This window comes from Streptomyces sp. NPDC086080 (genome assembly GCF_044540255.1).
GTDB lineage: Bacteria > Actinomycetota > Actinomycetes > Streptomycetales > Streptomycetaceae > Streptomyces.
In genome coordinates, this window is the sequence record NZ_JBITRU010000037.1 from 61808 (window position 1) to 75901 (window position 14094).

Below are 14094 nucleotides of genomic sequence, written 5' to 3' on the forward strand. Positions count from 1 at the left end.
GAGCGGATGAGCAGGCCGGGCGGCTGGTGGGGGCGCAAGAGCACACCGGCGAAGTTCGAGACGTACACGCGGTGGTCGTTCCATCTGCTCGCGCTGACCGAGCTCTCGGTGGCCGTGGGGCCGGCGCTCGGGCTCGCGGAGCCGCGGACGACGACGCTGCTGGTGTCCATGGCGGCCGTCCACAGCGTGGTCTGCGGCGTGACCGCCTCGCGTTCCCTGGACTGGCTGCGCGGACAGCGGGACCGGCCGGTCCGGACGCTGTGGACACTGGCCGTCACCACCGCGCTGGTGGCCGTCGTCTCGCTCGTCGTCGCCCGGCACGGCGACGACGATGCCGCCGAGGCCGCCGGCGCACTCTTCGCGATCGTGATGGTCTTCGGCGCCGGCACCACCGCCGTCGGCGTACATGGGCAGCGGCGGGTGACCGCCCTGGTGGCGGGCTTCGCGGTGGGCTCGGGAGCGGTGTCCGGCGCCGTCGGGATGCCCTGGCCCGCCGCTCTTGTCACCGCCCTGGTCGTGCTGGCCGGGGGCGGGTTCTTCGCCTTCACCTACTCCTTCTCCGCCTGGCTGCTCAACGCCGTCTACGAGCTGGACGAGGCCCGTGACACCCGCGCGCGGCTCGCCGTCGCCGAGGAGCGGCTCAGGTTCGGACGGGATCTGCACGACGTGATGGGGCGCAACCTCGCGGTGATCGCGCTGAAGAGCGAGCTGGCCGTCCAACTGGTCCAGCGGGGGCGGCCCGAGGCCGTGACCCAGATGGTCGAGGTGCAGCGCCTCGCGCAGGAGGCGCAGCGGGAGGTGCGCGAGGTCGTGCGCGGCTATCGCGAGGCGGACCTCGGCAACGAGCTCGCGGGCGCGCAGGGGGTGCTGTCCGCCGCCGGTATCGACTGCACGGTCACCGGCCCGGCGGCCGGGTTCCCCGCGCCGGTGCAGTCCGCGCTCGGGTGGGCGGTGCGGGAGGCGGCCACGAATGTGCTGCGGCACGGGGACGCACGGCGGTGCGCGATGGAACTGCGGGTGAAGGAGGGGCGTGTGGTGCTGACGGTGGAGAACGACGGCGTACCCCGGACCGGCGGACCGGACCGGGGGGCCGGGCTCATCGGGCTGCGCGAACGGCTGGCGGAGATCGGGGGGACCCTGCGGGCCGGGCCCACCGGGGACGGGCGGTTCCTGCTGACCGCCGAGGTCCCGCTGCCCGCGCATTCCGGCGAGGCCGCTCCGGCCGCCGTCGTGGAGAGGCCCGGTTCCGTGAGTGGGGCGACATCGTGACCGCCCCCCGGCCCGTACGGCTGCTGCTCGCCGACGACGAGCATCTGATCCGGGGCGCCCTGGCCGCGCTGCTCTCGTTCGAGGACGATCTGACGGTGGTCGCCGAGGCGGCCTCCGGGCCGGAGGCACTGGCGATGGCCCGGGCGCACGCCCCCGACGTGGCCGTACTGGATCTGCAGATGCCCGGCGCGGACGGTGTGAAGGTCGCCACATCGCTGCGGTCCGAGCTGCCCGGCTGCCGGGTGCTGATCGTGACCAGTCACGGACGGCCGGGACATCTGAAGCGGGCGCTTGCGGCAGGTGTGCGCGGGTTCGTCCCCAAGACCGTCAGCGCCCAGCGCCTCGCGGAGATCATCCGCACGGTGCACGCGGGAAACCGTTACGTCGACCCCGAGTTGGCCGCCGACGCGATCGCCGCCGGCGACTCCCCGCTGACCGTGCGCGAGGCGGAGGTGCTGGAGCTGGCGGCGGACGGGGCGCCCGTGGCGGAGATCGCGGAGCGGGCCGCGCTGTCCCAGGGCACCGTGCGCAACTATCTCTCCTCGGCCGTCTCGAAGCTCGGGGCGGAGAACCGTCATGCCGCGGTGCGCCTCGCACGGGAGCGAGGTTGGGTATAGTGGTTCTCGCGCCACGGCGCATGCGAACGTAGCTCAGTTGGTAGAGCGCAACCTTGCCAAGGTTGAGGTCGCGAGTTCGAACCTCGTCGTTCGCTCGGCAGCAAAGGCCCCGGTCATCGACCGGGGCCTTTGTCATGGGCGGTTGCCATGGGCGGTCGGGCCCCGCAGGGCCCGACCGTCGTGCGGTCAGCTCCAGGGAGTGCCGGTCAACCGCTCGTACGCCTCCACGTACTTGGCCCGGGTCGCATCCACCACGTGCTGCGGCAGCGGCGGCGGGGGCTGCTCGCTCTTGCGGTCCCAGCCCGACTCGGCCGAGGTGAGCCAGTCCCGTACGAACTGCTTGTCGTACGAGGGCTGGGCGTGGCCCGGTTCCCACTGCTCGGCCGGCCAGAAGCGGGAGGAGTCCGGGGTGAGCACCTCGTCGGCGATGACCAGCGTCTCGCCGTCGAAGCCGAACTCGAACTTGGTGTCCGCGAGGATGATCCCCCGGTCCCGGGCGATGTCCCGGGCGCGGGAGTAGGCGGCGAGGGTCGCCTGGCGCAGCCGGGCCGCGGTGTCCGCGCCCACCTGGCGGGCGACCTCCTCGTAGGAGACGTTCTCGTCGTGGTCGCCGACGGCGGCCTTGGTGGCCGGGGTGAAGATCGGGGCGGGCAGCTCGGAGCCGTCCACCAGGCCCTCCGGGAGAGCGAGGCCGCAGACCGTACGGGTCTCGTGGTACTCGGCGAGGCCCGAGCCGGTGAGGTAGCCGCGGGCCACGCACTCCACGGGGACCATGTTCAGCGACTTGCAGACCAGGGTGCGGCCCGCCCAGTCGGCGGGGGCGCCGTCCGGGACGTCGGTGCTCAGGACGTGGTGCGGCAGCAGGTCGGCGAGCTGGTCGAACCACCACAGGGACAGCTGGGTGAGCACCCGGCCCTTGTCGGGGATCTCGGTCGGCAGCACCCAGTCGTAGGCGGAGATGCGGTCACTGGCGACCATCACGAGGTCGCCCGCCTCGTTCCGGTACAGCTCGCGCACCTTGCCGGTGTGCAGATGCACCAGGCCCGGAACCTGGATCGGTTCGGGCTTCTCGACGAATCCGGACACGGTTCCTCCCCGTGGTTCTGTCTGAATGACTCGATTCTCCCGTACCGGGGAGCCGGTCGTCGCCGCGGGTCAGTCGCGTTTGCAGATGCGGTCCAGGAGGTTGGCCGTGGCGCGCTGGATCCGGGGGTCGGCATGGCCCGGCCGGTCCAGCGCCGGTGACCAGGCGAAGGTGCCGGCGGCGAAGACCCAGGCGCCGGAGGGGGCACGGTAGAGGGAGGTCTCCTGGTGGCGCCCGGCGCCCGCCCGGTCGGTGTACGGGGAGTGCGCGAGCAGGACGCGCTCCTCGTACTCGGGCAGCGGGGTGCGCGGGTAGTAGCGGTCGGCCTCGCCCGCGACCATGCCCTCGATGCCGTCGCCCTCGTGGGCGCCGGTCGCCTCCCACATCCAGTGGCCCGCGTTGCGGACGATCAGCGGGTGCGGCCGCGGGACGGGGCCGGCGTACTGGATGCCGAGCAGCTGCTGCTCGGCCCGGTCGATCTCCCGCCACAGCACCGGTTTGCCCGGGCCCCGGCGTTTGCGGCAGGTCAGCAGGCGGTCGGGGCCGGCGGGGGAGGCGGCCAGCTCCACCTGCCAGTACAGGGTGTTGGCGGAGAGGAAGACCAGGGACGTGCCGTGCGCGCGGGCGCGCTCCACGGCGGTGCGCATGGGCGCCGACCAGTACTCGTCGTGGCCGGGGAAGACCAGGCCCCGGTACCGGGTGGGGTCCACCCGGCCGGCGTGCAGATCGCGGGCGTCGGCGTAGGCGAGGTCGTAGCCGTAGCGTTCGGCCCAGCGGATGACGTCGTAGGCGTGCCCGACGTGCAGCGGGAGGCCGGCGCCTGCGTAGGGGCGGTCGAAGGAGACGGTGACGGCGGCGTCGGACTCACCGAGCAGCCTGCCCCGCTCGTCCCAGGCGTGGTAGAGGCTCGCGCCGGTGCGGCCGTCCTCCGGGTAGAGGTTGTAGGCCTGCCAGGTGACGTCGGGCAGGACGAGGAGGAGGTCCGCCGGGCGCCTGTCGCGGACGGTGAACGGGATGTGCGAGCGGTAGCCGTCGGCCGTGGTGAGCACGGCGACATACGCGCCGACGCTCCAGTACGACGGCACCGGTAACCGCCAGGAGAGCCACCAGTGGTGGCAGGAGACGGTGCGGTCGGCGGTGAGCGGCGGGGGCTGCACGATGCCGGAGAGGCGGGGGCTGGAGGTGATCTTGATCGCGCCGTCGCCGCCGTAGTCGCCGATGCGGTAGACGTCGACGCCGAACTCCTGGGGCGGGTCGACGGTGATGTGGAAGTCGATGGACTCTCCGGGGGCGACGGCGCCGGTCGAGCTGAAGCCCTTGATCTGGCGGCGTACGTCGTCGGCGGCGCGGGGACCGCCGGAGAAGCGGGGGGCGCGGGTCCTGGGGCCGCCCTGCCGGGGGATGCGGGCCGCCACCGTCCGGCCCGGGTCCGGCAACGGGTCCGCGTCCGCGTCCACGTACCAGGGGACGAGCTGGCCGCTGTCGCCGAAGTACGTCTCGCTGCCGCGCAGCCATGGGAGGGGTCCCTGCCCGAAGGGGTCGTTCACGGCGTGCGCCAGTGCTCCCGACTCCCAGCGGCGAATCTGCTCCGAGCCCATGATCGCTCCCCTCCTCGTGCCCCGGTTGCGATGCGGTGCGTGGTGCTGTTCGGCAGTCGCCTGACGAGTGAGGCCCTACGTCAGTTATGTGCTTGTCGTATGTCGCGAGCCCTTGCCGGCGAGCGCGAACGGTCCAAGCACATCACATAACGCACGCAGTCCGTCACCGGTCGTTGTGAATTGACCGAAAGCGGAAGGGCCGACTCCGAGCGGGCCGGAGGGGTAGCGGGGTGACGGGGGGGCGGAGTGACGGGGTGGCGGGCTCAGACGAGGCGGACCGGCTTCTCCGGGCGTATGCCGTACCGGGTCAGCCACAGACGGAGGCCGGAGGGATCGCCGTCCTCGATCAGGGCCAGCACCTGGGGGGACAGGTCCGACACCCGTACGCCGCCCAGGAGCAGCGTCGGGCCGTCGAGCCAGTCGAGGCCGGGGGTGGCGCCCGCGGTGTCCATCGCCGCGCAGCAGACCATCGCCGTGATGTGGTCGGCGAGCAGCTCACGGGAGGTGCGGGGGGCCTGGAGCGGGAACAGGGGGAGGGCGTGGTCGTCACGGGAGGCGGCGGGGTCGGGGGTGCCGGGGTGCGGGGTGCCTTCCGGGCCCGCGGCGGCGGCCGTCTCCTCGCGCGCCAGCTCGGCACTCAGCCGGGCCGCCAGTGCGGCGCTGCGAGGAGTGGTGTCGGCCAGGTCCTCGTCGTCGTCCGGAGCGAGACCGGGGTCGGAGTCCATGGCCGGAGCGGAGGACGGGCGCGGGTCGCCTTCCCCCTGCACCGGGGGTTCCCCGGGCATCGGGGGTTCCCCGGGCTGGGCAGGCCCCGACACCAGTCCGGACGATGCGACGGGCACGGGCGGCCGCTCTCCCGGCCCGGGGTGGGTCGTCAGGTGGGCGAGGACCCGGGTGAGGGTGGGGCCGTCCGGGGCCGGATGCTCTCCCGGGGTGGGCGGAGGTATGTGGAGGGCGTCCAGGACCCGGTGGAGGCGGGCGGCGTCGGTGCGCCACTTGCGGTCGACGACCTCCTCCGGATAGTCGCCCCAGTGGACCGGTGACCAGTCCGGACCGGTCTCCGCGGGCCCACCGTGGAAGAGGCGGGCGGCGAGCAGCGAGGTGGCCTCGTCCACCGCGCCGGGCTCTTCGAGCAGATCGCAGGCGGGACGCTCGCCGAGGCGGGAGGCGAAGCCCTCCGCCAGCCGGTCGCGGCGGGACAGCTCGGTGAGTGCCGCCACCACTCCCGCGTTGAGCCGCGACGGCCAGCGGCCCATCCGCCAGGCGGGCAGCGCGACCCGGGTGAGCAGCCGGTCCCAGCCCGCGTACGCCAGGCCCACCTGTTCCTGGGCGACGATCCGCAGCCCGTAGTCCACAGCCTGTGCACGGTCGGCCGCCGCGGCCGCGACCCCGCGCTCCATCTCGGCGGCATGCCCCCGGCACCCGCGCAGCAGCAGCCGCACCACCCAGCCGACGCCCGCGAGCACCCCGCGGGCCACGGGGCCGCGTCGCGGCGCCGAGGTCACGGCCACCGCCGCGTCCAGCCCCTGCACGAAGCGCCGGGCGGCGGCTATGTCCGGGTGCGCCGACGGTCCCGTACCCGCGACCACCGGGGCGAGGACCGCGCGCAGCTCGCCCACCCGCATCCACCACAGGAACGGAGAGCCGATCACCAGGACGGGTGCGGCGGGCGCCCTGCGCGGAGGCCGTCCCGCGCCCGCTATGTCGCGGTGCTCCTCGGCCGGCGGAGGGCCATGGGCCGGATGGGTGCGGTCCTCCAGCCAGCTGTCGCAGTCCGGGGTGAGCGCTATCGCGGACGGAGTCGGGACGTCGAGGCGGTCGGCCAGGTCACGCACCATCCGGTACAGGTCGGGGGCCGCCTCCTCGGCGATCGGCACCGTGGGGCTCATGGCGGGCCGGGCACGGGCGACGACCAGGGCGACCCCGGCGGCGAGGAGCAGAACGAGCACCGCGACGGGCGTGAGGAACCGGCGAGCCAGATCCCAGCCGGCACCGGGGAGACGGCCGGTGGAACCGCCGACGAGCAGGATCACGGCGACGGCGGCCGGCAGCAGCGCGACGGCCAGCGCCCGGCTGCGGACCCGCAGCACGGCCAGCGCCCGGGACCGCGCGCTCGGCCCCCCTGCCCGCGCTGCTCCCATTCCGCTTCCGCTCATGGTCCGACGTCACCCCCTCCCGGCTCCGGACGCTGTCCTGGCATTGCCCATGCTCCCCACTGTGGCACCCGCCACTGACATCGCAATGCCGGTGGGCCAAGTGCCGGAACGCTTGCGCGGCACCCTAGTTGGGGCCTCGGGTCACGTCAGCCGGATGGCGCATCGCTCACCCGATGGAATGGCTTTGGGGAAAGGTGGACGACAGACGGCAAGGGTCAGGCCCCGGATCCTGAGATGGATCCGGGGCCTGCGGGGTTCATCGGTGCCGGGAGCGGACCCCGGCCGGTGCGACTGGGCCCCCGCTGCGGACTTTCGGCCGGTGCGGCGAGAGCGCGTGCCGTGCTTCGCGCGGGCGGCGCCACTGTCGCAACAGGCCCTACGCCTCCCGCGCGGCCTTCGCCGCGATGTCCGTGCGGTGCTGGGAGCCGTCGAGGCGGATCCGGGCCACCGCGCGGTAGGCGCGGTCGCGGGCCTCGGTGAGGTCCTTGCCGGTCGCCGTGACGGACAGCACGCGCCCGCCCGCGCTGACGACCGCGTCGCCCTCGCGCCGCGTACCGGCGTGCAGGACGTACGCGTCCGGGGCGTCCTGGGCGGCGACCTCGTCCAGACCGGTGATCGGGTCGCCGGTGCGGGGGGTGCCGGGGTAGTTGTGCGAGGCGACGACCACGGTGACGGCGGCCTCGTCGCTCCAGCGCGTCGGCTCCAGGTGGGCGAGGTTGCCGGTGGCGGCGGCCATCAGGATGCCGCCCAGCGGGGTCTTCAGCCGGGCCAGGACCACCTGGGTCTCGGGGTCGCCGAATCGGGCGTTGAACTCGATCACGCGGACACCGCGCGAGGTGATCGCCAGACCGGCGTAGAGCAGGCCCGAGAAGGGGGTGCCACGGCGCCGCATCTCGTCGACGGTCGGCTGCAGCACCGTCTCCATGACCTCGTCGACCAGCTTCGGATCGGCCCACGGCAGCGGGGAGTACGCCCCCATGCCGCCGGTGTTCGGGCCCTCGTCGCCGTCCAGCGCGCGCTTGAAGTCCTGGGCGGGCTGGAGGGGTACGACGGTCTCGCCGTCGGTGATCGCGAAGAGGGAGACCTCGGGGCCGTCGAGGAACTCCTCGATGACCACCCGGTCGCATCCCCCGGCGTGCGCACGGGCCGCCTCGACGTCGCCGGTGACGACGACGCCCTTGCCGGCCGCGAGCCCGTCGTCCTTGACGACGTACGGGGCGCCGAACGCCTTGAGGGCGTTGTCGACCTCCTCGGGCGTCGTGCAGACGTACGAACGGGCGGTGGGTACGCCCGCCCCCGCCATGACGTCCTTCGCGAAGGCCTTGGAGCCTTCGAGCTGCGCGGCTTCCTTGGAGGGGCCGAAGACCGGAATGCCGGCGTCGCGCACGGCGTCGGCGACACCGGCGACGAGGGGCGCCTCCGGACCGACCACCACGAGGTCCGCGCCGAGCCGCACGGCCAGCGCGGACACGGCCGCGCCGTCGAGGGCGTCGACCTGGTGCAGCTCGGCGACCTCGGCGATGCCGGCGTTGCCGGGCGCGCAGTACAGCGCGGTGACATCGGGGTCGAGGGACAGGGAGTGGCACAGGGCGTGTTCGCGGGCGCCGCTGCCGATGACGAGGACCTTCACGGGGGTCAGCCTAACGGGAGACGGCGGGTTCGCTTTGTGCGGGCTTCCGAAGGGGTGGGGGGAGGTGGTTCGTGGGTTCCTCCGAACACCACCGTGACGGAGGGCGTCCGTCGCCCCTCGGAAAGCCCCGCGAGGCGCCGGACCCTACTCGTTCGCGATCTCCTCGACGACCGACGCTCCCAGCTCCCGTACGAGGAGTTCCGTCCCGGAAAGGGCGGATTCGTCCAGGTCGGGGTCGTCGTCCTCGGGGGTGTCGTCCTCGGGGGAGACGGGGGCCGGCGGCTCCGGCGCGGACGGGCGGGGCGGCGCGGCCGGCGCGGGGGCCGGGGCCGCGGAAGCGCTCGCGGGCCGGGCGGGGGCGGCCGGAGGACCCGCCTGCGGCGCGGACGGACGCTGACCGCCACCGGTGCCGGCGCCGCCGTACCCGCCACCGCCACCACCACCGCCATGGCCCGCGCCACCGCCGTAGCCGCCGCCGGGGGGCGCGGCCTGGGCGGGGGGCATCGCGCCGCCGCCGGACGGGTCCACGACCGCCTCGATCTTCCACTGCACGTGGAACTGCTCGGCCAGCGCCTGGCGCAGCACGTCCTCGCTGCCGCTGCTGAGGAAGTTGTCCCGCGCGCCCGCGTTCACGAAGCCGATCTGGAGGGTGGTGCCGTCGAAGCCGGTCACCTGGGCGTTCTGGCTGAGCAGGATCCAGGTGAAGCGACGGCGGTTCTTCACCGTCTCGAGAATGTTCGGCCAGAGCGTGCGGGGATCGAGACCACCGCCGCCGCCCGAAGGAGCGGGAGCGGGAGCCGACGGCGCCGCCTGGGGCGCGGGGGCGGCGGTGGGCGCGGGTGCGCTCGGCCCCGCCGCCGGCGCCGACGCCGGAGGGCGCCCGCCGCCGCCCGCCGGGGTGGCCGTGGGCCAGCCGCCGGGCCGCCGGGTGCCGCCCGCACCGGCGGGGGCGGCGGTGGGCCAGGCACCGGGGGCACCGGCCGGCGCGGCCGGACGCTCGGCGGCCGCGGGTGGCTGGGCCTGAGGGGCAGCCGGAGCGGGAGCGGGCGGCATGGACGCAGGCGCGGGTGTGGGAGCGGGTGTGGGTGTAGGCATGGGCGACGGGCCCTGGGCCCTGACCGCGGCCCGCGCGGCGGCAGCACCGCCCCCCGGCTCCACGGGCCCCTGCCCCACTCCCTGTTGCCCCTGCCCCGCTCCCCCGTGAACCTCCGGCCCCGGGACATACCCCACGGTGGGCACACCGGCGCCACCGGCCGCGCCCGCGGAGAAGTTCACCCCGCGCTCGATCCGGTCCAGCCGGGCCATCAGCGACCGCTCGTCGCCGTATGCGGCGGGAAGCATCACGCGCGCGCAGATCAGCTCCAGCTGAAGACGCGGCGCGTTGGCGCCGCGCATCTCGGTGAGCCCCTCGTTGACGATGTCGGCGGCGCGGGTGAGTTCGGCGGGGCCGAAGGTGCCGGCCTGGGCCTGCATTCGCTCGATGACGTCGGCGGGGGCGTCGATGAGCCCCTTGTCGGCGGCGTCGGGAACCGCGGCGAGGATGACGAGGTCCCGCAGCCGCTCCAGCAGGTCCGCGACGAACCTGCGCGGATCGTTGCCACCCTCGATCACCCGGTCGACGACCTCGAAGGCGGCGGCTCCGTCACCGGTCGCGAAGGCCTCGACGACGGAGTCGAGCAGGGAACCGTCGGTGTACCCGAGCAGGGAGGTGGCCATGGCATACGTCACCCCGCTCTCTCCCGCGCTGGCGAGCAACTGATCCATGACGGACATCGAGTCACGCACGGACCCCGCGCCCGCCCGCACGACCAGCGGCAGCACGCCCTCCTCGACGGGGATGTTCTCCTTCCCGCACACCTCACCGAGATAGTCCCGCAGGGTGCCGGGCGGCACGAGCCGGAACGGGTAGTGGTGCGTACGCGACCGGATGGTCCCGATGACCTTCTCGGGCTCGGTGGTGGCGAAGATGAACTTCAGATGCTCCGGGGGCTCCTCGACGACCTTGAGCAGAGCGTTGAAGCCCTGCGGGGAGACCATGTGGGCCTCGTCGATGATGTAGATCTTGTACCGGCTGCCCGCGGGCCCGAAGAACGCCTTCTCGCGCAGGTCACGGGCGTCGTCCACACCACCGTGGGAGGCTGCGTCGATCTCGATGACGTCGATCGAACCGGGCCCGCCCCGCGCGAGGTCCTGGCAGGACTGGCACTCCCCGCACGGCGTCGGCGTCGGACCCTTCTCGCAGTTCAGGCATCGCGCGAGGATGCGCGCACTGGTCGTCTTGCCGCAGCCGCGCGGACCGCTGAACAGGTACGCGTGATTGACCCGGTTGTTCCGCAGCGCCTGCTGCAACGGGTCGGTGACATGCTCCTGCCCGATGACCTCGGCGAACGACTCCGGGCGATAGCGGCGGTACAACGCGAGAGACGACACGCATACGAGGTTATAGGCGAGCGCCGACAACCGGGCCGGCCGCTCGGGAACGCAAGCGCCCCCCACGCACCCGCCAGAGCCGACCTACCCTTGCTGCCTTCCGGCCCTGGGGGAGTTCAGTCAGATAGCGCCGCGTGAGGGGCTACGCAGAGGCTACCCCATGTCGCGGGCCCGGAACGAGTTCGCGAGCACTCCTCTCGGTCATGTAATGTTCCCACCGGAGGATTCGCCTAGTGGCCTAGGGCGCACGCTTGGAAAGCGTGTTGGGGGCAACCCCTCACGAGTTCGAATCTCGTATCCTCCGCACCCGCCCAGCAGGGCAAACGAAGGCCCCGACCGCTCAGCGGCCGGGGCCTTCGTCGTTCCGTGGTTGCAGTTTTGGTTGCAGTTGCCCCGCCATCGGCGGGCAGCGGGCTTGGCGTTTCACCATGGCTGTCCGGGAGGAGCGCCTGCAAGGCAGGCACGTAGTGCCTGGTCAGTGTCGTGGTTCGCCGTCGCTTTCGTCGGGACTCCGACAAGATGGACAACGTCATCTCCACAGCGCAAGGGATCGCCGCATGGCCTCGAACTCGACGCCCCGACACCAGGGCCGTCTCGAACTGACCTGGACCGACAAGGACAAGACGCTCCTGTCGACCGGGGACGGAAAGATACGACTACACCTTCGTCGACCCGACGGACTACCGAGTCTCCGAGGTTCGCCTCCTCCACGAGGTCGGCCGAGTCGAAGCGCCGACCCCTGCGAGCCGCCCGGCGGAACTGCCTCAGCCGACCACCGACAACCTCTTGATCACCGGCGACGCGATGCACGCGCTGGACGCGCTGGCCAAGATCCCGGCTTACTCCGAGAAGTACGCCGGGAAGGTCAAGCTGGTCTACATCGACCCGCCTTTCAACACTGGCCAGGCGTTCACGCAGTACGAGGACAACATCACGCACTCGATCTGGCTCACCCTCCTTCGGGACAGGATCCGCCAGATCAGGCCGCTGCTCGCGGACGACGCCTCCGTATGGGTGCACCTCGACATGGAGTCGCACCGATGCCGCGTCGTCCTCGACGAGGAGCTCGGGGAGAACAACTTCGTCGCCGAGGTCGCCTGGCAGAAGGCGGACTCGCCCCGGAACGACACCAGACTGCTTTCTACCTCGCAGGACACGATCCTCGTCTACCGCAGGTCGGAGTCCTGGGTCCCGAACAGGATGCCCAGGCTCGCCGCCTCAAACACGAGCCGCTACCAGCAGCGCGACGGGGACCCTGTCCCGTGGCGCGACGGGGATGCGACCGCGGGCAAGGCAGCAACGAACCATCCGATGGTCTACGCGATCCAGCACCCTCTCGTGAGGGGTTGCCCCCAACACGCTTTCCAAATGTTCGTCTGGGGGTACAGGGATCACGAACGTCGGCTACCTCGTGAAGGGCGACGACGTCGGCACGGTCTTCCACCCCGGCGACGCCCTCACCGTCCCCGACCACCCGGTCGAGACGCTGATGCTCCCGGTCATGGCGCCCTGGAACAAGATCTCCGAGGTCATCGACTACGTACGCGAGGTCAAGCCGCGACGTGCGTACGACATCCACGACGCATTGCTGACCGACGTGGCCCGCCCGATCTACGACCGGCAGATCGGCGGGCTCGGCGGCACGGAGCACCTGCGCCTGGCCCCGGGTACCTCGGCGCAGCTCTGAACAGGCCCTACCAGCTCAGGAGTTCGAGCACTTCGTCGGTCGTGCCGGTCTCGGCGATCCGCGGGAATGTCTTGCCGAAGGCGTGCTCGTGGGACGCGGCGTACGCTCGAACACCGAGCCCGCGGTCGACTTGACGCCGATCGACGACGATACCGCGGAGCACGATCTGCGTGACCCCACGTCGGCGCAGCTACAGATCCAGCTCGGTTCCGGTGAACGCACCCCAGTGCCGCTTGGTGAACGATGTCATCGCAGACCGGCCCCAGGTCGTCCGGAACTCGGCGAACTCGGTCGGCGGTGCCTGCGTCAGGCCCGGCGCGGCGGACCGCCTCACCGGCAGGCCACCCGCGCGCGTCCGACCGGCAGGCCCTTGGCGCGGAATCGGCGAGCCGCACGGCGTTCCTCAGCACGTCGCCGAAGGGGTGCACAGTGGGCAGTCCCAGAATGCCGTTCTGGAGGTCGATGAGGACGAGGACGGGGCACTCGTCCAGGGAGAGGGTGGTGAGCCTGCGGCGTCAAGCGACGGCCCGCCACACACGGCACGAAGACATTACGGACGAAAGGCCGAGCCGACCAGCGACCGAACCCTACTGAAGACTTTGGGTTGAGTTTTCTCAGACTCCAAGGTCGTCAATAAAAGCGATCTTCGGCATTTCCAGCGGGTAGATGCGTAATCTCTCAGCAGCGATCCAATCAATCAATGATTCAATTGATTCAAGTGCGTCATCAGGATCGGTGAACTCGGACATGAGATCCAATATTTTCCGCGCGACTGCTGCCTTTTCGGGATAATACTTCCCGAAGAGTTCGCAGCACATGTCCGGGTCACGCGTATATGCTTGATGTCGTTCGGCAACCAGTTCCAGGCTGGCGCGCAGCACTCGCTTCAAAAGTCGCAAAATGAGCGTTCGCGCAAACGCATCAGAGGCGCCGCCAGCGGCGCAACGGACCGTTTTGAGATCGAGTTCGAGATTGAATAGATGACTGAACGCGTCCGCATTAATCCGGTAGGGAGCGATCCGCGGCGCGAAGTCTTCTCCGTACACCAGAGCCGATTGCGTCTTAATGTAGAAACCACTCTTACGGTCCGTGAGTATTGCTGCCGCGGATGTTATGGCGAGATCGATGTCGACGACAGTCGAGTGTCGGCTGAGCGTGCGATCCGCAGCCTCCCGTATCCACACCCTGTCGAACGCGTGCTCCTGGTACGTCACGGCTATGAGATCAAGGTCTGAACGTCCCCATACGGCTGTTCCGGTGGCCACTGATCCTCTGATGTAAACGCTGGCAAGATCTTGGTAGCGTGACCGGCATTCATCCACCAGACTCTCGATGAGGGGGCGCCACTGCGGACCTACCTTCTCGGCGTCGGCAAGATTTATCAGATAGCCGTCAGAATCAAGGGGAATGAACACTAGTCAATCCTCGCTGTAAGCAACTTGCCTGCTGTGGCTGTCACCTCGAGAAGCCGGTCGTTCTCCGCTGCGGTGCCTATGGTGACGCGGGCAGCTTCGGGAAAGTCGCGTATTAGTACTCCAGTCGTAGATCGTGATCTTCCTGGTGGGGGCCGGGGGCAGCCTGCAGTGCTGCCCCCAGCCCCTGGGTGGGTCAGTCTGACCAGCA

10 protein-coding genes, 2 tRNA genes, 1 other RNA gene and 2 pseudogenes are annotated in these 14094 nt (G+C 71.4%); 6 read left to right on the plus strand and 9 right to left on the minus strand.

Translation table 11 applies throughout. From position 1 onward, the window contains the following. Positions 1-6 precede the first annotated feature (6 nt). The 3 genes from ACIF9R_RS32200 (at position 7) to ACIF9R_RS32210 (ending at position 1981) form a co-directional block, all read left to right on the plus strand. Entirely contained in the window at positions 7-1269 is a 1263-nt protein-coding gene (locus ACIF9R_RS32200) for a sensor histidine kinase (protein ID WP_399985939.1), read from the plus strand. After that, positions 1266-1886, plus strand: coding sequence for a response regulator (locus ACIF9R_RS32205; protein ID WP_399985940.1), 621 nt, complete (start codon positions 1266-1268; stop codon positions 1884-1886). Before ACIF9R_RS32200 ends, ACIF9R_RS32205 begins: the two co-directional genes overlap by 4 nt. Positions 1887-1908: 22 nt before the next feature. Continuing rightward, positions 1909-1981, plus strand: a tRNA-Gly gene (locus tag ACIF9R_RS32210). Between the two features lie 91 nt (positions 1982-2072). On the opposite strand, the gene ACIF9R_RS32215 is transcribed toward ACIF9R_RS32210, so the two are convergent. The 6 genes from ACIF9R_RS32215 to ffs form a co-directional block, all read right to left on the minus strand. After that, positions 2073-2972, minus strand: a complete 900-nt coding sequence (locus tag ACIF9R_RS32215) for a phosphoribosylaminoimidazolesuccinocarboxamide synthase (protein WP_399985941.1) — start codon at positions 2970-2972, stop codon at positions 2073-2075. Between the two features lie 69 nt (positions 2973-3041). Continuing rightward, a complete protein-coding gene (locus ACIF9R_RS32220; protein ID WP_399985942.1) occupies positions 3042-4568 on the minus strand; it encodes a N,N-dimethylformamidase beta subunit family domain-containing protein in 1527 nt (508 codons plus the stop codon). Between the two features lie 263 nt (positions 4569-4831). Then, positions 4832-6724: a hypothetical protein gene (locus ACIF9R_RS32225; protein ID WP_399985943.1), complete on the minus strand. Its 1893-nt coding sequence runs from the start codon at positions 6722-6724 to the stop codon at positions 4832-4834. Between the two features lie 376 nt (positions 6725-7100). Next, a complete protein-coding gene (gene purD, locus ACIF9R_RS32230; protein WP_399985944.1) occupies positions 7101-8354 on the minus strand; it encodes a phosphoribosylamine--glycine ligase in 1254 nt (417 codons plus the stop codon). A 144-nt stretch (positions 8355-8498) separates the two neighbouring features. Next, a complete protein-coding gene (locus ACIF9R_RS32235) occupies positions 8499-10784 on the minus strand; it encodes a DNA polymerase III subunit gamma and tau (protein WP_399985945.1) in 2286 nt (761 codons plus the stop codon). Positions 10785-10832: 48 nt separating this feature from the next. Then, positions 10833-10931: signal recognition particle sRNA small type (gene ffs / locus ACIF9R_RS32240), an RNA gene on the minus strand. A 72-nt stretch (positions 10932-11003) separates the two neighbouring features. On the opposite strand from ffs, the gene ACIF9R_RS32245 reads away from it, so the two are divergent. From ACIF9R_RS32245 to ACIF9R_RS32255, 3 genes and pseudogenes are all read left to right on the plus strand, one after another. Beyond that, positions 11004-11088 (plus strand) — tRNA-Ser (locus ACIF9R_RS32245). 500 nt (positions 11089-11588) lie between these two features. Further along, a pseudogene (locus ACIF9R_RS32250) lies at positions 11589-11960 on the plus strand (DNA methyltransferase); the annotation flags it as partial. A gap of 214 nt (positions 11961-12174) precedes the next feature. After that, a pseudogene (locus tag ACIF9R_RS32255) lies at positions 12175-12471 on the plus strand (MBL fold metallo-hydrolase); the annotation flags it as partial. A 7-nt stretch (positions 12472-12478) separates the two neighbouring features. Here the strand turns inward: ACIF9R_RS32255 and ACIF9R_RS32260 are convergent. The 3 genes from ACIF9R_RS32260 to ACIF9R_RS32270 form a co-directional block, all read right to left on the minus strand. Next, on the minus strand, positions 12479-12634 hold the full coding sequence (locus ACIF9R_RS32260; protein WP_399985951.1) for a hypothetical protein: 156 nt from the start codon (positions 12632-12634) through the stop codon (positions 12479-12481). A 27-nt stretch (positions 12635-12661) separates the two neighbouring features. Continuing rightward, positions 12662-12805, minus strand: coding sequence for a hypothetical protein (locus tag ACIF9R_RS32265; protein ID WP_399985946.1), 144 nt, complete (start codon positions 12803-12805; stop codon positions 12662-12664). 280 nt (positions 12806-13085) lie between these two features. Then, entirely contained in the window at positions 13086-13886 is an 801-nt protein-coding gene (locus tag ACIF9R_RS32270) for a nucleotidyltransferase domain-containing protein (protein WP_399985947.1), read from the minus strand. Between the last annotated feature and the right edge of the window lie 208 nt (positions 13887-14094).